General features: G+C 66.4%; 23 protein-coding genes. 11 read left to right on the top strand and 12 right to left on the bottom strand.

Annotated elements, in window-relative coordinates; genetic code table 11:
- Positions 1-34: 34 nt before the first annotated feature.
- Positions 35-1,303, bottom strand: coding sequence for an HNH endonuclease (locus tag AB0I14_RS26430; protein WP_358028116.1), 1,269 nt, complete (start codon positions 1,301-1,303; stop codon positions 35-37).
- Positions 1,304-1,410: 107 nt separating this feature from the next.
- Between AB0I14_RS26430 and AB0I14_RS26425 the strand changes: the two genes are divergently transcribed.
- The 3 genes from AB0I14_RS26425 to AB0I14_RS26415 are packed head-to-tail and all read left to right on the top strand — an operon-like array spanning position 1,411 to position 3,318.
- On the top strand, positions 1,411-2,337 hold the full coding sequence (locus tag AB0I14_RS26425; RefSeq protein ID WP_358028113.1) for an NADP-dependent oxidoreductase: 927 nt from the start codon (positions 1,411-1,413) through the stop codon (positions 2,335-2,337).
- Positions 2,334-3,077 carry an SDR family oxidoreductase gene (locus AB0I14_RS26420; RefSeq protein WP_358028110.1) on the top strand — a complete coding sequence of 248 codons (744 nt, stop codon included), beginning with the start codon at positions 2,334-2,336 and terminating at the stop codon, positions 3,075-3,077. The genes AB0I14_RS26425 and AB0I14_RS26420 overlap by 4 nt, the downstream gene beginning before the upstream one ends.
- Before the next feature lie 40 nt (positions 3,078-3,117).
- Positions 3,118-3,318, top strand: a complete 201-nt coding sequence (locus tag AB0I14_RS26415; RefSeq protein ID WP_358028108.1) for a hypothetical protein — start codon at positions 3,118-3,120, stop codon at positions 3,316-3,318.
- Here the strand turns inward: AB0I14_RS26415 and AB0I14_RS26410 are convergent.
- The 4 genes from AB0I14_RS26410 to AB0I14_RS26395 all read right to left on the bottom strand — a co-directional run bounded on the left by AB0I14_RS26410 (position 3,305) and on the right by AB0I14_RS26395 (position 9,634).
- Positions 3,305-4,855: a molybdopterin-dependent oxidoreductase gene (locus AB0I14_RS26410; RefSeq protein WP_358028105.1), complete on the bottom strand. Its 1,551-nt coding sequence runs from the start codon at positions 4,853-4,855 to the stop codon at positions 3,305-3,307. The two genes, AB0I14_RS26415 and AB0I14_RS26410, sit on opposite strands and share 14 nt — an antisense overlap.
- Positions 4,856-4,933: 78 nt before the next feature.
- Positions 4,934-5,929, bottom strand: a complete 996-nt coding sequence (locus tag AB0I14_RS26405) for an alpha/beta hydrolase family protein (protein ID WP_358028102.1) — start codon at positions 5,927-5,929, stop codon at positions 4,934-4,936.
- Positions 5,930-6,083: 154 nt separating this feature from the next.
- On the bottom strand, positions 6,084-7,484 hold the full coding sequence (locus AB0I14_RS26400; RefSeq protein WP_358028099.1) for a mechanosensitive ion channel family protein: 1,401 nt from the start codon (positions 7,482-7,484) through the stop codon (positions 6,084-6,086).
- Positions 7,481-9,634, bottom strand: a complete 2,154-nt coding sequence (locus AB0I14_RS26395; protein ID WP_358028096.1) for an adenylate/guanylate cyclase domain-containing protein — start codon at positions 9,632-9,634, stop codon at positions 7,481-7,483. Before AB0I14_RS26395 ends, AB0I14_RS26400 begins: the two co-directional genes overlap by 4 nt.
- 61 nt (positions 9,635-9,695) lie before the next feature.
- Between AB0I14_RS26395 and AB0I14_RS26390 the strand changes: the two genes are divergently transcribed.
- Positions 9,696-10,136, top strand: a complete 441-nt coding sequence (locus AB0I14_RS26390) for a DUF1810 domain-containing protein (RefSeq protein WP_358028094.1) — start codon at positions 9,696-9,698, stop codon at positions 10,134-10,136.
- Here the strand turns inward: AB0I14_RS26390 and AB0I14_RS26385 are convergent.
- Genes AB0I14_RS26385 through AB0I14_RS26375 form a run of 3 tightly spaced genes read right to left on the bottom strand, consistent with a single transcriptional unit; the run spans position 10,120 to position 13,669 of the window.
- A complete protein-coding gene (locus AB0I14_RS26385) occupies positions 10,120-11,427 on the bottom strand; it encodes an alpha-amylase family protein (RefSeq protein ID WP_358028091.1) in 1,308 nt (435 codons plus the stop codon). The two genes, AB0I14_RS26390 and AB0I14_RS26385, sit on opposite strands and share 17 nt — an antisense overlap.
- A complete protein-coding gene (locus tag AB0I14_RS26380; RefSeq protein ID WP_358028088.1) occupies positions 11,420-11,899 on the bottom strand; it encodes a nucleoside deaminase in 480 nt (159 codons plus the stop codon). Before AB0I14_RS26380 ends, AB0I14_RS26385 begins: the two co-directional genes overlap by 8 nt.
- Positions 11,900-11,935: 36 nt before the next feature.
- Positions 11,936-13,669: a tetratricopeptide repeat protein gene (locus AB0I14_RS26375; protein WP_358028085.1), complete on the bottom strand. Its 1,734-nt coding sequence runs from the start codon at positions 13,667-13,669 to the stop codon at positions 11,936-11,938.
- A 14-nt stretch (positions 13,670-13,683) separates the two neighbouring features.
- Here AB0I14_RS26375 and AB0I14_RS26370 point away from each other — a divergent pair, with 14 nt between their 5' ends.
- Positions 13,684-14,313 (top strand): PaaI family thioesterase, encoded by a 630-nt coding sequence (locus AB0I14_RS26370; protein WP_358028082.1) that lies wholly within the window; start codon positions 13,684-13,686, stop codon positions 14,311-14,313.
- Here AB0I14_RS26370 and AB0I14_RS26365 read toward each other — a convergent pair.
- On the bottom strand, positions 14,310-16,331 hold the full coding sequence (locus AB0I14_RS26365; protein WP_358028079.1) for an FUSC family protein: 2,022 nt from the start codon (positions 16,329-16,331) through the stop codon (positions 14,310-14,312). The genes AB0I14_RS26370 and AB0I14_RS26365 overlap by 4 nt on opposite strands.
- 85 nt (positions 16,332-16,416) lie before the next feature.
- Between AB0I14_RS26365 and AB0I14_RS26360 the strand changes: the two genes are divergently transcribed.
- Positions 16,417-17,148, top strand: coding sequence for a hypothetical protein (locus tag AB0I14_RS26360; RefSeq protein ID WP_358028077.1), 732 nt, complete (start codon positions 16,417-16,419; stop codon positions 17,146-17,148).
- Positions 17,149-17,185: 37 nt separating this feature from the next.
- On the top strand, positions 17,186-17,941 hold the full coding sequence (locus AB0I14_RS26355) for an enoyl-CoA hydratase/isomerase family protein (protein ID WP_358028075.1): 756 nt from the start codon (positions 17,186-17,188) through the stop codon (positions 17,939-17,941).
- Here the strand turns inward: AB0I14_RS26355 and AB0I14_RS26350 are convergent.
- Entirely contained in the window at positions 17,938-18,153 is a 216-nt protein-coding gene (locus AB0I14_RS26350) for a (2Fe-2S)-binding protein (protein ID WP_358028072.1), read from the bottom strand. The two genes, AB0I14_RS26355 and AB0I14_RS26350, sit on opposite strands and share 4 nt — an antisense overlap.
- Positions 18,153-18,788, bottom strand: coding sequence for a fatty-acid--CoA ligase (locus AB0I14_RS26345; protein WP_358028070.1), 636 nt, complete (start codon positions 18,786-18,788; stop codon positions 18,153-18,155). Before AB0I14_RS26345 ends, AB0I14_RS26350 begins: the two co-directional genes overlap by 1 nt.
- Before the next feature lie 241 nt (positions 18,789-19,029).
- On the opposite strand from AB0I14_RS26345, the gene bfr reads away from it, so the two are divergent.
- From bfr to AB0I14_RS26325, 4 genes are all read left to right on the top strand, one after another.
- Complete coding sequence (gene bfr / locus AB0I14_RS26340) at positions 19,030-19,509, top strand: bacterioferritin (protein WP_077740833.1); 480 nt, start codon at positions 19,030-19,032, stop codon at positions 19,507-19,509.
- A gap of 100 nt (positions 19,510-19,609) precedes the next feature.
- The gene (locus AB0I14_RS26335; RefSeq protein ID WP_358028492.1) at positions 19,610-21,706 is read left to right on the top strand and encodes an MDR family MFS transporter; all 2,097 of its coding nucleotides are present in this window, start codon (positions 19,610-19,612) and stop codon (positions 21,704-21,706) included.
- Between the two features lie 42 nt (positions 21,707-21,748).
- Positions 21,749-22,231 carry a carboxymuconolactone decarboxylase family protein gene (locus AB0I14_RS26330; protein ID WP_358028066.1) on the top strand — a complete coding sequence of 161 codons (483 nt, stop codon included), beginning with the start codon at positions 21,749-21,751 and terminating at the stop codon, positions 22,229-22,231.
- An 88-nt stretch (positions 22,232-22,319) separates the two neighbouring features.
- Positions 22,320-22,685, top strand: coding sequence for a VOC family protein (locus AB0I14_RS26325; RefSeq protein WP_358028063.1), 366 nt, complete (start codon positions 22,320-22,322; stop codon positions 22,683-22,685).
- Between the two features lie 12 nt (positions 22,686-22,697).
- On the opposite strand, the gene AB0I14_RS26320 is transcribed toward AB0I14_RS26325, so the two are convergent.
- Positions 22,698-23,114 carry a nuclear transport factor 2 family protein gene (locus AB0I14_RS26320; protein ID WP_358028061.1) on the bottom strand — a complete coding sequence of 139 codons (417 nt, stop codon included), beginning with the start codon at positions 23,112-23,114 and terminating at the stop codon, positions 22,698-22,700.
- Between the last annotated feature and the right edge of the window lie 24 nt (positions 23,115-23,138).

Here is a 23,138-nt window from a genome sequence, read left to right as displayed (position 1 = left end):
TCCGGTGTCAGGGTTCGCCGTGAGTGAACGGAAGCTAGGCGGCGCGCTTGTTGACCACGACGTGGACCTCGCGGGTGAGAACCCGCAGGCCTCCGGCTAGCGGGGGTGCGGTGGAGCGGTAGGTCGCGCCAGTGGGGGTGATGTGTTCCGTGGTGTGGCGGCCTGATTCGTCGGTGCGGGTGCGGACTTGCCAGCCGGGGTGTTCCTTGACGTAGTTGCAGTGTTCGCACAATCCCTGGCCGTTGGCCGCGGAGGTCGGTCCGTTCCGGTGATGTGGCTGCACATGGTCGATGTGTCGGATGGGGGCGTTGCAGTAGGGGGTGCGACAGGTTCGGTCGCGGGTGGCGATGAACCGGGCGAGGCCTTTCGGGAATCGTCGGGATCGGGATTCCATGGCGACCAGGGTGCCGGTGCCAGGGGTGGCGTAGAGGCGTCGCAGGGTGGCCCAGGAGTTGTCGTCGACCAGTGCATCGCGGATCATGCGCCGTGCTGCCGCTGCCGGAATGGGTCCGTGGCCCTGCAGGTGGGCGGGTTGGGTACTGCCGGCGAGCAAGGTGTCGTCGGAGAGCACGAGGTTGACCGCGACGGGGACCGGTGTGGTGGTATCGCGGCCGGTGACGCGGGTGACCAGGGTGTCGGCCATGGTCTGGCCGCGGTTGCGTCCGTCGGCGCAGCGGTCGGCCGCTTCGGTGAGCGTGTAGCGCACTGACGCTGCGTCGGTCGCGGGCAGCAGGGCGGTGACGATGGCCATGTTGTCAGCGGCCGGCCGGAACGTGACGGTGCGATCCTCGGGCGCCCTGGTTGCCCGGTCGATGACGGATATCGGATCAACTTGGTAGGCAATGGGTTTGGCGTCGCTGCGGATGTGGGTGTCGCCGAGGCCGATCAGGCTGGCGGGGTCGGCGCAGAGTTCGTGGTCGAGGCGGCGCCGGTCGGCGGGGGACAGGCAGGCGGCCTCCCGGACGATCAGTCGAGCCCGGGCTTCGGTGAGGACGCCGGTTTCGAGGGCGGCCAGAGTGTGGGGCAGGTCGAGCACGAGGATGCGGGCGTCGGAGAGGTGTTGACGGCCGTTGGCGGGAGAGTCCATGCGAGCCAGTCCGATTTCGGTGCCGAGCCCGCGGCCACGCCGTGCGACGGGGACCCTGGTAGCGGCTTCGGCGGAGTGTCGGGCCGACTCCATGGCGACGGTCGCGCGAGCTTGTCCGGCTGCCGCGGCGGCTTTGAGTCGTTCGAGTTCGGCGATGCGGTCCCGCAGTGCCGCTTCGTCTGCATCGGAATCAACCTTCGCGAGTGATTCGAACATGTGTGCGATATTACTCTGCTGCACCGACACTGTTTCCCAGGTCACGCCCCTGGAATGTTTTCAGAGCTGCCGCCGTCGTAGGAGATGTAAATGAAGGAGAAGAGATCATGAGTAAGGCAGTGCAGTTCGACCAGTACGGAGGAATCGACGTGCTGCAGGTGCGTGACGTGCCGCGGCCGGTCCCGGCTGCGGGCGAGGTGCTCGTGAAGGTCCGTGCCGCCGGTATCAACCCCGGCGAGGCCATGATTCGTCGTGGCGAGCTGGAGGACCGGTTCCCTGCGACATTTCCATCGGGCGAGGGCAGCGACCTTGCCGGTGTGGTCGCCGAGATCGGACCGGGAGTGACCGAGTTCGAGGTCGGTGACGAGGTGCTCGGATTCACGAACCAGCGTGCAAGCCACGCCGAGTACGTAGCCGTGCCGGCTGCTCAGTTGGTTCCCAAACCGTCCGGCCTTCGGTGGGAGGTCGCCGGATCGCTGTATGTAGTAGGTGCCACTGCCTACGCGGCGGTGCGTGCGGTGCGGCTACAACCCGGGGACACCGTGGCGATCGCCGGCGCCGCCGGTGGTGTCGGCACCATTGCGGTGCAGCTCGCCAGGCGCGCCGGCGCCACCGTGCTCGGCATCGCCGGGTCCGCGAACGATGAGTGGCTGACAACGCACGGCGCCGTTCCGGTCAATTACGGCGACGATCTGGCCGCGCGGCTCCGCGCCGCATCCCCGTCGGGTCGCGTCGATGCCTTCCTGGATTTCTTCGGCGGCGGATATGTGAAGCTGGCGGTCGAGGAGTTGGGCGTCGCGCCCGAGCGAGTGGACACCATCATCGATTTCGGTGCCATCGAGGAGTTCGGTGTCCAGAGTGCCGGCAATGCGGAGGGGGCCGATATCGCGGTCATCGCCGAACTGGCGGACCTCGCCGCCAACGGGGAACTCGACGTGCCGATCGCCGGGGTGTTCGCCCTCGACGATGTCAGGGCCGCGTACGCCGAGCTGGAAAAGCGCCATACCAGAGGGAAATTGGTGCTGCAGCCGTGACGGATCCCATCACCGGCACTGTCGTCGCCGTTACCGGGGCCAGCAGCGGCATCGGTGAGGCGACTGCGCGCCTGCTGGCATCGAGGGGTGCCAAGTTGGTACTGGGCGCACGACGAACCGACCGTCTGGATCGGATCGCCGCCGAACTCGGGTCCGCAGGGTCAAGCGTGGTCGCCCTGACTGTCGACGTAACCCGTCCCGCCGATCTCGAAATGCTCGTCGACGCGGCGACGCGTGAGTTCGGTGGGCTGGATGTTCTGGTGAGCAACGCGGGGATCAGCAAGATCGGGCCGTTGTCCGACGGTGACGTCGACGGCTGGTCGACGATGATCGACGTCAACCTGCGCGGTGTGTTGCACGGAATCGCCGCGGCAGCACCGGTGTTCCGGCGTCAGGGTCATGGTCATTTCGTCACCACGGTGTCGACCGCCGGATTGAAGATCGTGCCGGGCATGGGTGTCTACGCGGGCACCAAGAATGCGGTGCGCACCGTCATGGAGGCACTGCGGCAGGAATCCACCGACGGCGTCATCCGGACCACGTCCATCTCACCCGGATTCGTCCGCACCGAGCTCGACGGTTCGATCGACGATCCGGTGTTGCGCGCCCGGATACGGTCAGACATGGACGAATTCGGTCTGCCAGCGGAGGCGGTGGCGCGCGCCGTTGCCTTCGCGATCGAGCAGCCGCGCGATGTCGAGATCGGCGAGATCGTCCTCCGGCCGACCGTGCAGGGCTGAGGTGACGGACCCGGCATCCCGTAGCGCGTAGCATCCAACCATGAACAGGGGATACGTTGTGACGTTCGCGGTCGGTGTGATCGTGGCGCTGTTCGGCCTCATCTGGGCGCTGCAGGGATTCGGTGTGTTGCAGGGCAGTCCGATGAGCAACACCGTCACCTGGTCGGTCATCGGCCCGATCACCGCGGTTATCGGCGTCGTGATTGCGGCTTTCAGCTGGCGCAAACTCAAGTCACGGTGAAGCTCACCGAATGCCAACCGGTGGCGCCGTCGGGCACGGTAGGGGCCTCGTCTGACGTCTGCACCGCTCCGGTGTTGTCGGTGGCCCGCACCGTGACGGTGTGGCTGCCCGGGCCGCTCGCCTGCCAGGGCAGGCTCCACAGCCGCCACGTCTGGTCGGAGTAAGCGGCGCCCAGCTGGGCGGGTTGCCATGGGCCGTCGTCGATTCGGACCTCGACACCCTTTACACCGCGGTTCTGCGCCCAGGCCACACCACCGAATGTCGTCGGCCCCGCCGCCACCTGTTGTCCCCGCTTGGGTACGTCGATGCGCGACTCGGTCTTGATCGGGCCGCGCGGCGCCCAGCCCTGTCTGGTCCAGTACGCCTCGGCCCGGTCGAATCGGGTCAATTCCAGGTCGGTCACCCATTTGGTGGCCGACACGTAGCCGTAGAGTCCGGCCACCACCAACCTGGCCGGGTAGCCGTGCTCAACGGGAAGCGGCTGGCCGTTGAGGCCGATGGCCAATATCGCGTCGCGGCCGTCGGTGACGGCGTCGACCGGGGTGCCGACGGTGAATCCGTCCACCGACGTCGACAGCAACATGTCCGCGCCGGGGTCCACCCCCGCTGCCCGCAGCAGATCGGTGAGTCGATACCCGGTCCACATCCCGTTCGAGATCAAGTCGCCACCAACCGGATTCGATACACAGGTCAGTGTCACGGCTGTCTCGACGGCTTCGAACTGGGCCAGATCGTCGAAACTGTAGGTGATCTCGCGGTCGACCATGCCGTGAATGCGCAGCCGCCAGGCGTCGCGGCTCAGCTGCGGAACGCTGAGCGCGGTGTCCACCCGGTAGAAGTCGGCGCCATCGGTGATGAAACTCGGCAGCGCAACGTTTTTCGGCTGGACGTCGGGCGGCGGCGGGGGAGCCGGCACGCGCGGTCGAGGCAGCACGGAGGTGTCGCGTTCGGCCGCGACCGAACTCGTCACCCGGCTGACGACGACACCCAGAAGTCCGGTTGCCGCTCCGAAACCGAGCAGGCCGGCGGTGACCAACCACGTCCTTCTGGAGGTGTCGAGCTGCTCGGCATCGTCGTCCGCAGTGGTCCAGAGACGCTGCACGAGCAGGCGCAGCACCGCCACGCCACATGCGGTGCCCACGACCGTGGGAACGATGTCGACCGCCGTCGCACCGGGCCGCGAGAGCACGGCCGCGCAGGCGATCAGTCCGGCGACGACGAAGATCGCGCTGCCGATCGGACGGTGCCGAGTTTCATACGTCGCGGCGATGGCGGCGGTGGTCGCGATCACCGCCAGCACGACGACGGCGAGGAACAGCTTGTCCAGGCTGCCCAGGGCCTGAATCACCCATTCCTTGACCGGACCCGGTGTCAGGTCCACGACCGCCGATCCGACGGCGTTGCGTGGATCGGCCGGTGCCCCAAACGGAATGCTGACGAGCTGAGCGATGCCGAGCGAGACCGCGGCGGCAGCAACTCCGCCGAGCATCCGTGCGTTCGGCGAGGAACTCGACGGGGACGACGAGGACTGAGCCATCATCACCAACCTACTACCGCAGACAAGACAGGGAGCCTGCCGTTGGGGTGACGACAGGCTCCCCGGGTGGGTGGATCTCTAGGTGGCGGCCTGTGCGCCGAGCACCCGCTGGATGTCGGGCTTCATCTGCTGCAGCTGCTGTCCCCAGTAGCCCCAGGCGTGGGTGCCGTTGGCCGGGAAGTTGAACACCCCGTTGGTGCCGCCGGCGGCGATGTAGTTGTCCCGGAAGGTGACGTTCGTGCGCAGCGTCAGCCCTTCGAGGAACTGGGCCGCCATCAGGTTGCCGCCATTGGTGCCGGTGTCGAGGTCCGACGGGGTACCGGTGCCGCAGTAGATCCAGATGCGGGTGTTGTTGGCGACCAACTGGTTGATGTTGACCATCGGGTCATTGCGCTTCCAGGCCGGGTCGGTCGACGGGCCCCACATGCTCTCGGCGTTGTATCCGCCGGCGTCGTTCATCGCCAGGCCGATCAGCATCGGCCACCAGCCCTCGGACGGGTTCAGGAAGCCCGAAAGCGTTCCGGCATAGATGAACTGCTGTGGGTGATGGATCGCGTAGGTCAGCGCCGCGCTGCCCGCCATCGAGATGCCGACGACGGCGTTGCCGGTCTGCGAGACGCCGCGGTTGGCGGCCAGCCAGGTCGGCAGCTCGCTCGTCAGGAACGTCTCCCACTTGTAGGTGTAGTCCTGGCCGTTGCCCTTCGACGGCTGGTACCAGTCGGTGTAGAAGCTGGACTGTCCGCCGACCGGCATGACCACCGACAGGCCGGAATCGTTGTACCACTCGAACGCCGGGGTGTTGATGTCCCAGCCGTTGAAGTCGTCCTGGGCGCGCAGGCCGTCGAGCAGGTAGACCGCGTGCGGACCGCCGCCCTGGAACTGGACGCGGATGTTGCGGTTCATCGACGGCGAGAACACGTCGAGGTATTCGACCGGCAGGCCCGGCCGGGAGAAAGCGCCAGCTGTCGCCGAACCTCCTGCGAGACCGATCAGCGCGGGCAGGGTGGCGGCTGCCATTGCCCCAGCCGCCAGTCGGCGCGTCCACGCTCCGCGAATCTTGTTGAGGAACTTCATAACGGCAACCAACCGTCCTTTCTGCACGTGTTCCAAGCAGTTTGCCGCTTGCCTCGGTAGTGAAACACGTGCCACATCAGTCACACGCGCAACAACACCGCGCGCACAGATCGCGGTTTACTAACGGTTGGAACTCGGCGCCGAGACCCTTGTGTCAGCGTCCCGCCGCGCCGAGCGCCTGCTTGACGTTGGCCCGGCGCTCCTCGATCGCCCGACCGATGTCCTGCAGCAGTACCGGCTTTCGCGATACCAGGTCCTCGATGCAGTCGCGGTCGAACTGCGCGACGGTGACCTCGCTCAGTGCGTATGCCGTGGTGGTGACCGGTTCTCGGGTCAGAGCGGTTTGACCGAGAAAATCGCCCTGCTCCAAGGTGAGCACCGGTACGAACAGATCGTCGGCACCGGCGACGGCCAGCTGCACGGTGCCGGCGACGACGAACGTCATCCTCTTGGGTACCTGTCCGACGACCTGGATGACCTCGTCGGTGCCGTAACGGGTGAGCCGGGTGTGCGCCAGCAGCTCGCGCTGGTCCTCCGGGCTCAGGCGCAGTGTCGGCGCGATGAGACGAAGTGTCTCTTCGACGCGTTCGGTGGTTGCGAACTCGTCCTCGGCCTCATCCAGATGCAGACCTGCGCGTCGCGAGGAGTACCACGTCCAGCGCAGGAACGTGGATCTGGCGGCGAAATCGTCGGCGGGCGAGTGCAGTGGGATGAGGGTCTTGTACCGCATCGAGCCGGCCGCAACCGTGGACACCGTGCCGTCGCGACGTAGCTGGGGCAGTCGACGGGCCACCTCGTTGAGTACGCGGCAGACCTCGTCGGGGGCATCGTCGACGGCGAACACGGTGATCACCGTGATGGTGTGTGCGCCGAGGGGACGGCTCAGGTTGGCGAACGATCCGCCGGCCAGCACGGAGTTCGGGATCACCTGCAGGCCGCTTCCGGTGTCGATATGGGTCGCGCGCCAGTTCACCTCCACGACCCGCCCCCGCGCCGACGGCGCATCGACCCAGTCACCGAGTTGGAACGGCTGCTCGAACAGCACCAGAAGACCGGAGATGATCTGGCCGACCGAGTTCTGCAGGGCAAGTCCGAGCACGATCGAGGACACGCCGAGTGCGGTGAACAGGCCACCGACGTTGGCGCCCCAGATGTAGGCGAAGATCAGACCGATGCCGACGGCGATCAGTGCGAACCGGGCGACGTCCAGGAAGATCGACGGAATTCGTTTGCGCCAGCTGCCTTCCGGGGCGCTCTGGAACAGTGTCGCGTTGAGCCCGGACAGCAACAGGACCAGGACGACGAAGCCGAACACCGTCGCCACGATCCGCACCGGCGTGGTTTCTCCGGAGATCTGCATCGCCTGGATCAGCAGGATCAGCAGTGCGCCCAGCGGCAGGATGTAGGTGCGGACCAGGTGCACCGGGCCGGCCAGAAAACTGCCGCGTCGGCGTAGCGTGCTGTGCAGTTCGGTGAGCAGCACCAGGCAGACCGGAAAACCGACCGCGACACCGACGGCCCAGTAGAACCAGGGAGCGTCGAGCACGCTGCTCATCGTCGATCCCGCAGTTGCCAGATCGGCTCGTCGGCCCCGTCGACGTGCACCGTGCCGGCCGACTGGAGGTCGCGGGTATCGCCCATGGCCTCGAACACCCGCTCGGTGACGTACACGCCCGGTTCTGGTGAGCCCCGTTGCACCCGGTAGGCGAGGTTGACCGCTGAACCCCACATGTCGTAGGCCAGGTTGGAGCGTCCGACCAAGCCGCTGCTCACCGCACCGGTGTCGATTCCGGCTCGCAGTTCCAGTGCCGTTCCGGCCTCGGCGTTGAACCGTTCGATGATGCGTTCCATTTCGAGCGCGAAGTCGACGGTCCGCCGCACGTTGTCGAGCCTCGGCACGCTCAAACCCGAGCTGGCCCAGTAGCCGTTGCGCAGGGTGCGAACCCGTTCGACGCCCAGATCATCTGCGGCGGCATCGAATTGGTGCACCAAGCGGTTGACGATGGCCAGCGCTTCCTCCGACGGCATTTCCGATGTCAGTTCGTCCAACCCGACCGTGTCGGCGAAGAGGACCGTCACGTTGTGATGGTCCTGCGCGATCGTCTCTTCGCCGTCCCGGTAGCGCTGCACCACCGACTCCGGCATGAGCGTGCGCAGCAGCCGGTCGTTCTCCCGGCGCTGCTCGGCGAGCAGATCCTCCTTGATCGCCAAGTTGCGGCTCATGTCGTTGAATGCTGTTGTCAGATCACCGAACTCGTCCCTCGATTGCACGGGAAGCGAGATGTCGTAATCACCGGCGCCGATCTGCCGGGCACCGGCTTCCAGCCGTCGCAGCGGTCGGACGAACAGCCGCGCCAGCATCATGGCGGCCAGGCACACGATGAAGGTGATGACGACGGTCGACAACACCAGAGTGCGGGTGAACGTCGCGACCGGGGCGAACGCCTCAGCGGTGTCGATCTTGGCGATGACCGACCAGTTCAGCCCGTGCAGATTGACCGGGGCGTAGGCCTGCAGCGTCTCGTTGCCCAGGTAGTCGTCCTCGATCACGGTGCCGCTCTGGCCGCGCAGGGCCAACCGGGTGGCCTCTGTCTCCACTGGCTGCACCAGTGTGGTTCCGTGTTGACTGAGCGATTTCGCCGCCACCGCCGGAGGCGTTCCGGCGTCGATCACGTCCCGCTCGAACTTCTCGGGATTCTGGAGAAACAGGCGTGAGTCCGACCGCATCAAACCGTCGGGACCGGCCACGAATGTCTCGCCCGTCGCACCCATTCCGGCGGTTTCCCACTGTTTGTCCGCCGTCATGATCCGGTTGATCTTGGAGATCGGGAACTGGAGTGCGAGCACCCCCTCAACCCGGCCGGGAGGGCCGACCGGAGCCATCATCCAGGCCGTGGGCTCGTCGGCCGGTTGGTAGTCACCGAAGTCGGTGACCCCGACGTAGTCGACGGCGTTCGACGCCAGGGTCTTTTCGTATGCGTCTCGCAGCAGGCTCTGCCGGTACGGGCCGGTGACGACGTTGGTGCCCAGGTCTACACCTTTGTAGGCGGTGTAGACGACATTGCCCGCAGTATCGAGCAGGAGCGCATCCTCGAACTGGAAGCGTTCGACGATCTCTCGGAAGTAGTCGTTGAACCTCGCGTTCGCGGCCGACCATGCGCTGCCGTCACGGGCATCGTCGACCTTGATCGCCTTTTCCGAGTCGTCAAACGGTGCCGTGTAGTACGCCTGCAGATACTTCTGCGCGTTGGAAGTGGGCAACAGCCGGGAGACGTCCACCGTGTCGCCGGTCTGCTGCTGTTCATCCGGCTTGAACTGGGTGTTGTAGTAGTCGACGATCGATTGCCACTGCTGGGGGTTGGTCGCCGAGGTGTTGAGCTGACCGAATCCACCGGAGAAGGCCTCCACGGCCTCGATGGTCGTCGTCCCTCGGGTGTAGACGATGAGTGAATCCTCGAGGTCGGCGAACTTCGATTCCAACTGCCGGGTCTGCGATTCCCGCACCTCGGTGAGCCGGTCGAATACCGACTGACGAAGCGATGACCTCCCGGACTGGTATCCGATGGCGCCGACGACGGCAGCCGACAGAATGCTGGTCACCAGCAGCATGACCAGCAACTTTGACTGAATGCTGATCCGGGACAACACGCGCCGATGCGCATTCCTGCTGGGAGCGACGCGCTCGACGTCGGCTGTTGTAGTCATTGAATCCCGAAGATTAGCTTGTCACGATGTATTGCGTGAGGCTGCGCGACAAAGTTCGGTCATGAGCGACCCGTTCGACTTGCAGAGATTCGTCGACGCCCAGGCCGGCGCGTACGCCGACGTTCGCACAGAGTTGCGGGCCGGCCGCAAGCGCAGCCACTGGATCTGGTTCATCTTCCCGCAGCTGCGGGGGCTCGGTCGTAGCTCGACCGCCGACCACTACGGCATCGCGTCTCGCCAGGAGGCCGCCGCCTACCTGGCCCACGACGTTCTCGGTCCGCGGTTGCGAGAGTGCGCTCGGCTGGTTGAGCAGGTCGACGGGCGGTCGGCAGAGCAGATCTTCGGCCGGCCGGACTGCCTCAAGGTCCGCTCGTCCATGACGCTGTTCGCCGCGGTCGCCGCCGATCCGGCCCAGCGGGCGGATTTCCGGGCCGTGTTGGACAAGTACTATGGCGGCCTCGGTGATCCGCTGACTCTCGATATGCTCAGTGCGGCTGGATGATCAGCCATCCGTGCGGGGGAACCTCGGTGCGGGTGACGTCGTCTTGCGGTGGGGCGCCCGAACCCGCGATCACCCGGCCCGACGTCACCCCGAGGTCCGGTAGCGACACGGGCAACGGTGCATCGTCGATGTTGAGTGCGACGATCAGGGCCTCGGAGCCGGAGCCGGTCCGATAGACGTAGCCGGTGTTGGTCAGCAGCAAGGGTGCGGTCCGCGCCGTGTGCAGCCACGGATGGCGCCGCCGTAATCCGATCAGATACCGGTGCAACCGCAGTGAATCGGAATCATCTGGGGGAGTGGAAAATTCGGGTCGCACGACGTCGTCGCCACCGCGGCGTTCCTCTTTGATTCCGCGGTAGGCCGACTCGTCGCCGGCATAGATGCTCGGGGTTCCACCGCTGGTCAGCAACAACACCAGTGCGTGCTCGAGGTGCGCGGAATTCTGCAACTGGCTGGCGATCCGGGTCACGTCATGATTGCCCACAAAGGTCAGCGGTACGAAGGTGCCGAGAAAGTCGTTGTGCCGCTTCAGTGCCCAGTCCAGTTCGTGGAAGTTGCCGTCGTTCAGGCTGCTCCAGATCGCCTTCCACAGCTCGTACTGGGTCACCGAGTCGAAGGTGGAGGCGCGGACGGTCGTGGCGTAGTCGCCGTGGATCACCTCGCCGACGAACCAGGCTTCGGGGAACTCGCTGCGCACCGACGGCAACACCTGTGCCCAGAACCGGTCGGGTACCGCGTACGCGGCGTCGAGGCGCCAGCCGTCGGCGCCGCGGCTCAACCAGTGCCGCATCACCGCGGCGGTGTGGTCCACCACTGCGGGTTCGTCGTGGTTGAGCGCGATCAGCTCGTCGTGGCCTTCGAACGTGTCGAATCGAGATGTCTTGCCGCGGCGGCGAAACCAACGGGACGCGGGGTGATCCGGCCCACCGTCGAGCGCCTGCCGGTACTGGCCGAATTCGGTGCCCACGTGGTTGAACACACCGTCGAGCAGGATGCGCAGCCCGCGTTGTCGGGCCTCGGCCACCAGATGGTCGAAGTCGTTTTCGTCGCCGAGGCGCGGATCGATCCGGAAATGGTCGGTGGTGTCGTAGCCGTGGGTGCGCGACGAGAAGATCGGCCCGAGCGCGATGCCGGAGGCGCCGAGTTGCACTGCGTGATCCAGCCAGCCGATGATCCGGCGCAACCGGTGCTCGTCGGCCGACGGCGCCTGGTCCGCGGGAAACGCACCGACGAAACCCAGTGGATAGACCTGCCACCAGATGGCATGTGCGATCCACGCAGGCTCAGGCACGAAACTTCGCCGCGTACAGGTCTTTCATGGTCTCGGCCAGTTCGGTGGCCGGGCCGTCGACGTCGATGCCCGGGGCGACTGTCGTGATGGGCAGTGGCGCCACCGGGCCGGCCGGGACGCCCCATTCGGCGAGCCATCCGCTCAGCTGCGCCGAGGACGTGGCGTAGACGATCCGGCCCAGTCCGACCCAGGCGTGCGCGGCAGAGCACATCGGGCAGTGTTCACCGGACGTGTACACCGTGGCGCGGGCCCGCGCTTCGGGGCGCAGATGCTCGACGGCCCAACGGGCGATGGCGAATTCGGGATGCTGGGTGGCGTCCCCGTCCTTGACCCTGTTGCGGTCGGTGAACACCGTCGTCCCCGCCTCGTCGACCAGGATCGAACCGAAGGGCTCGTCACCGTTGTCAAATGCCTCGCGGGCCAACCCGACACATTTGCGCAGTTGACCGAGGTCGTTCTCGCTGATGGCCACGGAGCCGAGCCTACGCCCGTGCCGATATCGGGAGCCTCAGTCGCCGCCGCAACACGGATTTGCCACGTCGAGGCGGCAGGCGCAGGAGGCCTGCACCGGGACGTCGGCACGCGCCTGGGCCAATTCCAGCTGCCGGCCGATGATGGCGGCCTCGGCGTCGCGGCCCAATCGACGAAGACACTCGTGGTAGCCGTGCAGACTCCACACGTTGTTCGGATGGTGGCTGGACCGGTTGAGCGTCGGATCCAGACCCAGGTCGGCCGCGTAGACAAGGGCGGCCTCTTCGACGTGGCCCTGTTCGAGCAGCAGTGCGCCGTAGGCGTGCCGGGTCGGCTGCATCCAGCCCCACGGTTCGTCGTAGGGCAGGGCGTCGTCGAGTGCGATGGCCCGGCGCAGATAAGCGAAGGCGGAAGCGTAATCGCCCTCCCGGTAGGCGATCTCACCGCACAGCATCTGTTCGGCGATGGCCAGGATGTCCAGGCTGGTGTTGTTGAACAGGTAGCGCGTGTCGGGGATGTTCCGGTACGCCGCACGGAAGTTCTCCAGCTCACCGCGGGCCAGTTGCACCTGTCCTTTGGCCGCGTACGCGACGCCCCGGCCGTAGTGGATGGTCGCCGTCGTGGTGCAGTACAGGTCCGGATCGGCGGGCAGTGGCTCGGCGATCAGGTCGTCCCACCGGCCGAACCGCACCAGCACATGCGCCCGTAGTGGGACAAAGGCCTCCAACCAGTCCGCCATCGGTGGTGACGCGACCGAGAGCACCTCGGGGGTCAGTTGCGCGGCGAGTTCGGCTGCCGCGTCCAGCGCGATCTGTGAACTGCCTTCGAACATCGCCGAATACACCACGAAATGCAGGTCGTGCGCACGGTAGAGCGAATAGAAGTTCAGCGCGCCCTCACGTGCGACGAACTCTCGGTCGGCCTGTACCGCGGCGAGGTTGGCGATCACCGAACTGCGGTAGTCGCCGCACAGCACGTCGATGTGGCTGGCCATGTGTTGCAGATGCCCGGCGTCGGGCACCAATCCGCGCAACAGATCGGCGGCGGGCAGCGCGGCCTGTGGTGTCGTCGACATCTCCATCGCGTGGATGTACAGGTGCAGCACCCCTGGGTGTTGCCGTCCGGCGGCGGTGGCCAGCGCTGCGTCGAGGATCCGTTTCGCTTCCACCACACGAGATCCCGGTGCCGGCTCGCCGGTGCGGCCGTCCCACAATGCCCACGCGGTCACATTGAGGAGTGCATCGGCGGCCAGCGCCTGCACGTCGATGTCCTCGGGATGGGCCACGGCCAGCGCCGCCATCGCATCGGCGTAGTCGGCGTGCCCGGCCGTCAGGGCCTCCGCGTCATCGGGGTCGGCGGTCGGAAATCGCTTCTGCAGGGCGGAGATCAGGTCGCGCTCGAGCGCGGATACCCGGCTGGTCGCAGCGCGCTCGAGTTCGGTCCGGGCCCGGTCCAGCGAGGTGCTCAGGTCGGTCGGGTCGAACGCGTCCCAGGCCTTGTTGTAATTCGGGCCGACCGCGTAGGCGATACCCCAGCGCGCGAGGGCGAAGTCCGGGTCGAGCTGCAGTGCACGCTCGAAGCACCGGATGGCCTCCTCATGGTTGAAGGCATATGACCAGACCATGCCGCGGTCGAACCAGACCTGCGCTGGAGGTGAGGGCGTGTCCGTCGGCCGGTGATAGGTCCCGAGCCGGTAATACGGTTCGGTCTCGGCGGGATCTGTCACGGTGCCGACGCTACCCGGGTGGCTCGACACCGGCGCGTCGAACATGTTCTAGTGCTGGGATGCCGGGTTACACCCATGTCGAGGGTCTCAGTTCTGCGGACGTGCAGCGTCTGCGGTCGGTGTGGGCACCGCTGGCCGGTTCGGTGCGCGCGCTCATCGATGCCGCCATCCGCTCGGAGGTGGACGCCGAGGAGGTCGCGGCGATACAGGCCCAGATCGACGACGCGACCGCGCGGTTGCGTGCCAAACAGATCGACGGTCCGTTCGGTGTGCGCTTCACCTCCGAAGGCGACCGGATGCCGTGGGGCAACCCGGCGATCGGCATCCGCAATCCGATCGCACCGCCCCTGGTGATCGTGAAAGACCCCGACGGCGGAGTGCGAACCGACTTCCACCTCGGCGCGCCGTATGAGGGGCCACCGGGTCACGTGCACGGCGGCATGGTGGCGATGGTGCTCGATCATGTGCTGGGGGAGGTGGCTGCCAGCGACTCCGATCGCCCGCGGTTCACCGGGACCCTGACCATCCGTTATCTGCGGGCCACCCCGCTGGGCGATCTGCACGCCGAGGGGCGGATCACCCGCACCGACGGGATCAAAGCCTTTGCCTCCGGCCATGTTTCCGATGCCCAAGGAATCACCGCCGAAGCCGAAGGGGTGTTCATCCTGCCGAAATGGGCACGCGGCTAGCGCGAGTCATCTGCCGGTTCCACGCGGTCGATCGCGATGTCCTGCAGGCTGCGGGTGATCGTGGTCAGTTCGCCGATCAGAATGCGCGCCGCGCCGTTGTCGGCGGACAGCGTCGACGCCACGTTGTGCACCCGCCGCAGCGCCGTCGACAGTTCGGCGGTGTCCAGGCTCCACGGCACCGCAGGGCTCGGTGGCGCTCCGCGCAGGGCCTCCACGTAGTCGTCCACCGCAGCGATGAACTCGCCGTGCAGGGCCGACGAGGGGTGCGTCGGCAGGCTGTTCTCCAGCGTGGTGCAGGCGCTGGTCACCGAATTCAGTGCGGTGCGGTAGGACCGCAGCCAGCGCCGCAGGATCGGCGGTTCCAGGCTGGTGGCGCCCCACGCGGCCTCGAATGCCGCGCGGGCCCGGAAGGCCCGTTGCCACGCCGCCGACAGGATCTCGGCCGGATGGTCGATCTCGTGCACGAATGCCTTGATCACCAGTGCGGCGTAGTCGATCTCGGTCATCAGCAGTTCCCCGGCGCGTTGGCGCAGCCGGATGAGGGCGTGGTCGGGCAGCGCCACGTGGGCCATCACGGCCATGGCGCCGCCGATCATCACGGCGAACAGTCGATCGGCGTTGCCCGACCACGGCGCGGACGCGCTCACCCCGACCGCGAACATGACGATGGCGCCCACCGTCGCGCCGACCGCGAGATAGCCGAACTGTGAGACGCCGTAGGCCAGTCCGACGAACACCAGCGCGCAGATCGCCGAACCGATCGGTCCGGGTTGCCACACCAACGTGAGGATCGAGGCGACGATGATGCCGACGCCGAGGCCGGCCATGCGTCCGGCGCACCGCGTATAGGTGTGCGCCGTTTCCGGGCGCATCACCACCACCGCGGTCAAGGGCATCCAGTAGCCGTGCTCCAGCCCGCCGTAGCGGGCCGCTGCCACCGCCAGCGCGGTGGTCACCGACAGCCGGATGGCGTGGCGCAGGATCGGCGAGGTCCAGGTCAGGTGTGACCGGACCACGGCGGGCGCCGAGGCCAGCGAACCGATCAGGTCGGGCCGGTGCAACTGGCCGAACCTCAGCACCGCGGCCTCGCGCAGCTGTTCGCAGAAGCGTTGTGCCAGCGCCGCTTCGGGGCCTGTCACGGCGGAAGCGGCGGTGTGAACACGCACCAGGGCGTGCTCGGCGTCGCGGCGTGCGGTGTGACCGTGGTCGGCGATCGCATCGAGCAGCACCGCCGCGGCGGTCATCAGTTGGGGTAGTCCGGTGTCACCCTGGTTCTTGTCGTCGGTCGAGCTGTCGAGGTCAGCGGTGGAGCGCAAGGAGGCCATGGTGCCGGCGAGGCGCTCCGGGAGGCGAAATCCGCCGTGGTAGGCACGTGGCCGCTGACTGACCTGGCTGTCGGCGAACACCTCACGCAGCCACGTGAGCGGGGCATCGTCGACAGTCGCGGTGCAATCGGCGGCGACATTGCGGGCGTCACCGGCCAACGACTGGTAGGCCCGGGTGAGTCCGTCGCGCTGGGCGCGCCAACGCCGCGGCGGCCACACGACGATGAGTGCGGCCTGGACCACTCCCGCGACGATGACCAGGGTTGGTGCCAGCAGTGACTGGCCCAGCGTCGGTGCCACCGGTGGTGCCAGGACCAGCAGTCCGCTGGCCGCCGAGGCCACCAGACCGGAGTTGGCACCCAGCGACCACTGCATTCCCGCGGCGAAGCACCACAGGGCAACCACCGCGATGAAGACGGGACTGTGTCCTCCGGCGAGGGTGCCCAGCAGCACCGCGATGGCCAATTCCACGGAGCCGGTGACCACGAGCGGCACCCGGCCGCCGGGGCTGCGCTGAAGCGCGATCGCGCCGGCGATCACGCCGCCGCCCAGCGTCCACATCGCCGTCGCGCCGGAGCCCCACGCCATGGCGACCGCAGTCACCGCCAGGACGCCGATGAGGCTTCGGGCCACCGCACCGGCGTCAGGGGTGTTGAGCCGGAGCGCGTCGGCTGCCTGCCCACCTGTGTGCACCACACCATTCTCACTCGCAACGGGCCGCCGGTGGCACAACTGCCCACGCGTGGCGCGGATCGGTGCGCCGGTAGGTTCTCCCTTCGTGGAGAAAGTCATCGTTCTGCTACGCGCCCCGCAGTCGGATCAGCAGTGGTGCCAGGGACTGCGCACGCGTGTCGCCGACCAACTGCTGGCGCTGGGGCTGCCGGGCCTGACGATCAATGTCCGTGACGACGCGGTGCGGGAGTCGTTGATGACGCTGACGACGTTGGACCCTCCGGTGGTTGCGGTGGTCAGTCTGTGGGTTCAGCAGTATTACGGCGAGCAGGTTTCGCTGGCGCTGGAAGTGCTTGCCGCCGAATGTGATTCGCTCGCCGCCTATCTGGTGACCGAATCCGTACCGATGCCCGTGCCGGCGACCGGGGTGGGCGAGCGGACCGATGGTCTGGCCAACATCGCGCTGCTGCGCCGTCCCGTCGACCTCGATGAGGCCACCTGGCTGCACCGCTGGCACGTCAACCACACCTCGGTGGCCATCGAAACCCAGGACACCTTCGGCTACACCCAGAACACCGTGGTGCGTGCGCTCACCGAGGACGCCCCGGCGATCGACGGCATCGTGGAGGAATTGTTCCGCCAGCAGGCGGTATCGGATGTGCATGCGTTCTTCGGCGCTGCCGACGACGAAGATCTGGCCGATCGCATGCGCCGGATGGTCGCCAGCACCGATGCGTTCGGCGCCAGCAGCAACATCGACACGGTGCCGACCAGCCGGTACGTCTACTCCAGCCCGCTGGTGGACCCGGGCGACAAGAGTGGAACGTGTTCTAGTTAGGCTGCAGCGGTCACGGCGCGAACGCGAGGAGCGAGAGATGACCCTGCTGATCGAGGACAACAATCGGGTTCGCACGCTGACCCTCAACCGCCCCGACGCGCTCAACGCGTTCAACGAGGCGCTGTACGACGAGACGACGGTCGCCCTGCGTGCGGCCGCTGAGGATCCCGACGTCGCAGTGGTGCTGCTGACGGGCGCCGGCCGGGCGTTCAGCGCGGGCAACGACCTCGTCGAGATGCAGGCCCGCATCACCAACCCCGTTTTCACCCCGGGCGAGCACGGCTTTTACGGGATGCTCGACGTGATCGCGGATTTTCCGAAGCCGTTGATCTGTGCCGTCAACGGTGTCGGCGTGGGTATCGGCGCCACCATCCTCGGATATGCCGACCTCGCCTTCATGTCGTCGGAGGCCCGGTTGAAGTGTCCGTTCACCAGCCTCGGAGTGGCGCCTGAGGCGGCCTCCTCGTATCTGATGCCACGACTGCTCGGCAGGCAGAACGCCGCCTGGCTGCTGATGTCCTCGGAGTGGGTGAGCGCGGCCGAGGCCCTCGAGATGGGTCTGGTGTGGAAGGTCTGCGAGCCTGACGAGCTGCTGACCGAGGCCAGGCGATACGCCGAAATCCTTGCGGCCAAGCCGATTTCCAGCTTGATCGCTGTCAAGCAGGCCATGATGGCACCGATCCGCGACCAGATCACGGCGGCCGTGGAGCGGGAGAAGGCATTGTTCGTCGAACTGGTGGGCGCGGCGGCCAACGTCGACGCGCTGGCTCAGTTCGCCGACCGCAAGCGCTAGCGGGTGGCCCGCGACGGGCACCCGTTGAACTGGGTGGGGCACCCCTCGGCCGCCTGATGGGCGGCGATGATGGCACGGATGGTGCGGCGGCACCGTCCGCAGTCGGCGCCGGCGCCACAGGCCTCGGCCACCGCCTTGGAGGTGGTGGCGCCGGACTCCACGATCTCGTTGACGACCTGACTGGTCGCCCCGGTGCACAGGCAGACGAACATCAGTCGTCCCGCTCGTCGACGTTCATGATGTACGCCAACTTGCCCACGAACAGGCTCGGATAGGCACCGAAACCGGCCGTGGCCATCCACTCGGCCGCCGCATCCGGATGATCGATCCACTGCCGGGCGCTGATCTCGTCGGAGACCTCCTGCAGGATCATCACTTCCTGGCCGTCGTCGAGCGCCTGATAGACCCAGATCTTGCGGATGCCGCCCTGCTCGAAGCGCTCGAGACCGTCGTGCACCTTGCGCATCAAGGTGGGTACGTCGTCGACGGTGGCCACCGCACCCACGATCACCCCGGCCACATGCCCCTGCGGGGACGGCTCGGTCAGGTCGATTTTCTCCACCACTTCGCCGCCGAATATCGGCGGAATATCTTCGACGCCGGAAATATCGAACCACTCGAAAATTGCCGGTGAACGCAGTACGTCGCGAATAGACCGGGCATGCCGAATGCCGATTGTCACCAATACCCGGCCGGGCTCCCAAATTGATTTGTAAAGCACCACATGATGTGCGCCGATCGACAACAGTCCTGAGCGGTGTTTCCTCATCCATTTCCACATTTCTTCGACATCGTCGACGCGGAAATCGCAGGAGAGAATGAGCGAGTGTAAATCGTACTCACTCATTTGTTGCCGACCTTTCTTTCGGGGTGGGATCGCAGATTAGCGCAGTCTAACCTTAGTTAGGACAGCCAGTCCACTCCTCGTGGCCACGCCTCGGGTCCGGTGGCCCGGGGGTTCGGCGGCGTCGCACGAACACGCCGAATTGGGGGTCAATCATTGCGTCACGCCATGCTTTCTGGACTAGATTGGATGTGCACAGCAAACGGCAACACTTGACCAGCCCTCAAGGTGCTTAGGAGCGACGATGCAAGGCGATCCCGATGTTCTGAAATTGCTCAACGAGCAATTGACGAGCGAACTCACTGCGATTAACCAATATTTCCTGCACTCGAAAATGCAGGATAATTGGGGATTTACCGAACTGGCCGAACACACCCGTTCCGAGTCTTTCGAAGAGATGCGGCACGCGGAGACCATCACCGACCGAATCCTGATCCTGGACGGTCTGCCCAACTATCAGCGGCTGTTTTCGCTGCGCGTAGGCCAGACGCTTCGGGAACAGTTCGAGGCCGATCTGGCGATCGAGTACGAGGTGGTCGCCCGCCTGAAGCCGGGCATCATCATGTGCCGCGAGAAGCAGGATGCCACCTCGGCGAACATCCTGGAAGGCATTCTGGCCGACGAGGAAGGTCACATCGACTACCTGGAAACCCAGTTGGAGTTGATGGAGAAGTTGGGCGACGCGCTCTACGCCGCGCAGTGCGTCTCCCGCCCGCCGCACTAGGTTCGGCGTTTCGGTTCAAGCCGCCCTGGGTAGCCGGTGAGCCGCCGGCTGTTCGGGGCGGCTTTGTTCGTGCTGTAACTTTCATAGCCTGTCTAACGATATCGCTGGTGAACCGGCAGACCGGCGAAAGGAAGTTATGACCAGCCCGACAACAACCGCCGAGCAGCCGACCGGCGGCCCGATCCTGAGCGTGCGCAGGCGCAACCTGGTGTTCGTCGCAGTCCTGCTCGGAATGCTGCTGGCCTCGCTCAACCAGACCATCGTCGCCACCGCGCTTCCCACGGTCGTGGCAGACCTCGGCGGTGCCGGTCATCAGGCGTGGGTGGTGACCAGCTACCTCCTGGCCTCCACCGTCGTCACCGCCGTCGTCGGGAAGGTCGGCGACATCTTCGGCCGGAAAGTGGTGTACCAGGCCGCGGTCCTGTGCTTTCTGGTCGGATCGGTTCTCAGCGGCCTGTCGGGATCGATGGCCATGTTGGTGGCAGCGCGGGCGCTGCAGGGGATCGGTGGCGGCGCCATCATGGTGACGTCCTCGGCGCTGATCGCCGAGGTCATCCCGCTACGAGACCGGGGGCGGTATCAGGGTGCGCTCGGCGCCGTATTCGGCGTGACCACCGTCGCCGGCCCGCTGTTGGGCGGTTTCGTCACCGATCACCTCGGCTGGAGGTGGGCCTTCTGGCTGAGCATCCCGGTCGGCGTCGTGGTCCTGGTCGTCTCGGCTGCCACGATCCCGGCAATGGTCTCCCGTGGCGCGCGCCCGGTGATCGACTACGCCGGAATCGTGTGGGTCGGACTCGGGGCGTCCGGTCTGACCCTGGCCACCAGCCTGGGCGGCGAACTGGCCTGGACCTCGCCGACCATCATCGGATTGGTCATCGGGTCCATCCTGGCGCTGGCGATGTTCGTCCGGGCGGAAACCAGGGCGGCCGAACCGATTCTGCCGATGCGCCTGTTCCGAAATCCCGTGTTCACGATGTGCTGCGTGCTGTCGCTGGTCGTCGGCTTCGCAATGCTGGGCGCCTTGACGTTCATGCCTACCTTCATGCAGTTCGTCGACGGCGTATCGCCGTCCGAATCCGGACTGCGCACCATGCCGATGGTCATCGGGCTGCTGATCACCTCAACCGTCAGCGGCAGCCTGGTGGGCCGCACCGGCCGGTACAAGATCTACCCGATCGCGGGCACGGCGATCATGCTCGTCGGCTTCGTGCTGCTGTCGCGCATGAACGCCGCGACACCGATCCCGCTGCAGTCGCTGTACCTCTTGATCCTTGGCGCCGGTATCGGCATGTGCATGCAGGTGCTCGTCCTCATCGTGCAGAACACCTCCGACTTCAGCGATCTGGGCGTGGCGACCTCTGGGGTGACGTTCTTCCGGACCATCGGCAGTTCCTTCGGTGCCGCGATCTTCGGGTCGTTGTTCGTCGGCTTCCTGTCGGATCGACTGCCCGGTGCGCTGGCGGACAGCGGTGCTCCGCCCGTGGCCGGTGCCTCACCCAAGGCGCTGCACGAACTACCGCCCGAGGTCGCCGCCCCGATTGTCAACGCCTATGCAGATGCGCTGGACCTGGTGTTCCTGTGTGCCGCGCCGGTGGCGCTGCTCGGCCTGATCGTGGCGCTGTTCCTCAAGGAGGTGCCGCTACTCGAGGCGGAGGCGACGATGGCGGCGGATCTCGGCGAAGGCTTCGGCATGCCGAGCTCGGAATCTGCCGACCAGGTGCTCGAGACCGTGGTCAGCCGGCTGATGCGCAGTTCACCCGAGATCCGGCTGCGAAACGTGGCCGGAGGGCCGGGGTGCGAGCTCGACGTCGCTGGGTTGTGGGCGCTGCTCAAGATCTACCGGCACGGCCAGATCTTCGGCTCGGCTCGCCTGACCGAGATCGCCGACCGCCTGGTCGTGCCTTTCGAAGTGCTGGAGCCGACCTTCAACCGGTTGGTGCAGGACGGCTACGTGTTGCGCACCGGGGACAACCTGTGGCTGACCCAGAGCGGGGCGCGGCAGGTCGACGGCGTCTCGGCCGCCCTGGTGGGGCGGATCGTCGACAAACTGGGTGATTCGTCGTCGTTCGAGGGCCGCCCGGACCGGGCCCAGGTGGAGGCCGCGCTCGAGCGCATCGCGCACCGGGTTGTGGTGCAACGCGACTGGGGAGACGACGACCGTGCCACGGAGCTGACCGGCTCGGGAACCAAAAACTAGAACTTGTTCCAGAACCGCCGGATCTTGCGTACGATTCGGCACATGAGCCGTATCGGAGAATTTCCCGACGACGACGTTGCCGGCTGGATCTTGAAGTCCCCCGAGATCGGTACCGCGATGGCCAACTTCACCAACGCGGTGTACACCAAGGGGCGGCTGCCACTGCGAGTGCGGGAGCTCGCCCGGATGGTGATCGCGCTCAACAACGAGTGCGTGGTGTGCCAGAACACCCGCGACTCCGACGGGGCTGCGGCGGGGGTGGACGAGGATCTCTACGATCACGCCGCCGAGTGGCGCACCTGGCCGGGTTACAGCGCACAGGAGCGGATCGCCGCCGAGTTCGCCGAGCGATTCGCCGCCGACCACACCGGACTGCGTGACGACGAGGACTTCTGGGACCGTGCCGGTGAGCAGTTCGATGCCGAACTGCTCACCGACCTGGCGCTGTCGTGTGCGATGTGGCTCGGAATGGGCCGGATGCTGCGGACCCTCGACATCGGCCAAACCTGCAAGATCACGCTGTAGCAGTCGCCGAACTGTCGGCACCGCCGACGCGGAGTCCCGCGCGCAGGGGCCCGGTTTGCGTAGGAATCGCGACGGCAATACCGGAGCCATGATCGGAAGCCTTCGTTCCATCGTGCTCGACTGCCGGGATCCTCGTGCGCTGGCCGCGTTCTACGCCGAGTTGCTCGGCGGTGACGTGGCCGCCCAGGACGACACGTGGGTGGTCGTCACCGACCCGTCCGGCCGGCGGCTCGCCTGCCAGTACTCACCGCAGCACGAGCCACCGGCATTTCCCGATCCGCGGGGGTCACAGCAGATGCACCTGGACATCCAGGTCGACGACCCGGATGCGGCCCAGCGTCAGGTGCTGGCGCTGGGTGCGACCCGCGTCGAGGATGCCGTCGGTGAGACCTTGTTCCGGGTGTTCCGTGATCCGGCCGGCCACCCGTTCTGCCTGGTGTGGGGTATCGCCTGAGCGGCTACGCCGTCAGACCAGCCCGGTGGCGTCGAACACCCACGACATGTCGGCGGTGGCGAAGTTCTCCAGCCAGTCCGGCGGGGCGTGGTTGGCCAGGGCGCCCATGTCCCAGTAGTCCTTCCACAGCGTCACCTTGCAGTTCTCGACCCGGTGCACGGTGACGAACTTCAGCACGGCGGATTCGCCGCTGACCCAATGCCATTCTTCGTGGTGTTCGTACATGGCATCGCGACCGTTCTCCACCAACAGTCCCGGGAAGTTCTCGTAGGAGGCCAGCGGTTCGAGACCGATCTTGAGTCGCTTGACGATGTCCTCGGGGCCCCTGGCGGCAGCGGCCGGTCCCACCGGCATGTCCAGGTAGATGCAGTCGTCCGACAGGTACGTCTTGAGGAGTTCCCAGTCGCGTTCCGACAGCGCTTTCCACATGCCGTGGACGGTTTCTTCAACGGA

This window comes from Mycobacterium sp. NPDC050441 (genome assembly GCF_040655355.1).
GTDB lineage: Bacteria > Actinomycetota > Actinomycetes > Mycobacteriales > Mycobacteriaceae > Mycobacterium.
This window is presented reverse-complemented; position numbering and strand designations above follow the sequence as displayed.

Coding starts and splice junctions, on each gene's coding strand:
- AB0I14_RS26345 (WP_358028070.1), bottom strand. CDS start 18,788: ATGAGTGAGTACGATTTACACTCGCTCATTCTCTCCTGCGATTTCCGC.
- AB0I14_RS26350 (WP_358028072.1), bottom strand. CDS start 18,153: ATGTTCGTCTGCCTGTGCACCGGGGCGACCAGTCAGGTCGTCAACGAG.
- AB0I14_RS26375 (WP_358028085.1), bottom strand. CDS start 13,669: ATGTTCGACGCGCCGGTGTCGAGCCACCCGGGTAGCGTCGGCACCGTG.
- AB0I14_RS26400 (WP_358028099.1), bottom strand. CDS start 7,484: ATGAGCAGCGTGCTCGACGCTCCCTGGTTCTACTGGGCCGTCGGTGTC.
- AB0I14_RS26415 (WP_358028108.1), top strand. CDS start 3,118: ATGAACAGGGGATACGTTGTGACGTTCGCGGTCGGTGTGATCGTGGCG.
- AB0I14_RS26405 (WP_358028102.1), bottom strand. CDS start 5,929: ATGAAGTTCCTCAACAAGATTCGCGGAGCGTGGACGCGCCGACTGGCG.
- bfr (WP_077740833.1), top strand. CDS start 19,030: ATGCAAGGCGATCCCGATGTTCTGAAATTGCTCAACGAGCAATTGACG.
- AB0I14_RS26395 (WP_358028096.1), bottom strand. CDS start 9,634: ATGACTACAACAGCCGACGTCGAGCGCGTCGCTCCCAGCAGGAATGCG.
- AB0I14_RS26325 (WP_358028063.1), top strand. CDS start 22,320: ATGATCGGAAGCCTTCGTTCCATCGTGCTCGACTGCCGGGATCCTCGT.
- AB0I14_RS26410 (WP_358028105.1), bottom strand. CDS start 4,855: ATGGCTCAGTCCTCGTCGTCCCCGTCGAGTTCCTCGCCGAACGCACGG.
- AB0I14_RS26320 (WP_358028061.1), bottom strand. CDS start 23,114: ATGTGGAAAGCGCTGTCGGAACGCGACTGGGAACTCCTCAAGACGTAC.
- AB0I14_RS26370 (WP_358028082.1), top strand. CDS start 13,684: ATGCCGGGTTACACCCATGTCGAGGGTCTCAGTTCTGCGGACGTGCAG.
- AB0I14_RS26330 (WP_358028066.1), top strand. CDS start 21,749: ATGAGCCGTATCGGAGAATTTCCCGACGACGACGTTGCCGGCTGGATC.
- AB0I14_RS26390 (WP_358028094.1), top strand. CDS start 9,696: ATGAGCGACCCGTTCGACTTGCAGAGATTCGTCGACGCCCAGGCCGGC.
- AB0I14_RS26425 (WP_358028113.1), top strand. CDS start 1,411: ATGAGTAAGGCAGTGCAGTTCGACCAGTACGGAGGAATCGACGTGCTG.
- AB0I14_RS26430 (WP_358028116.1), bottom strand. CDS start 1,303: ATGTTCGAATCACTCGCGAAGGTTGATTCCGATGCAGACGAAGCGGCA.
- AB0I14_RS26355 (WP_358028075.1), top strand. CDS start 17,186: ATGACCCTGCTGATCGAGGACAACAATCGGGTTCGCACGCTGACCCTC.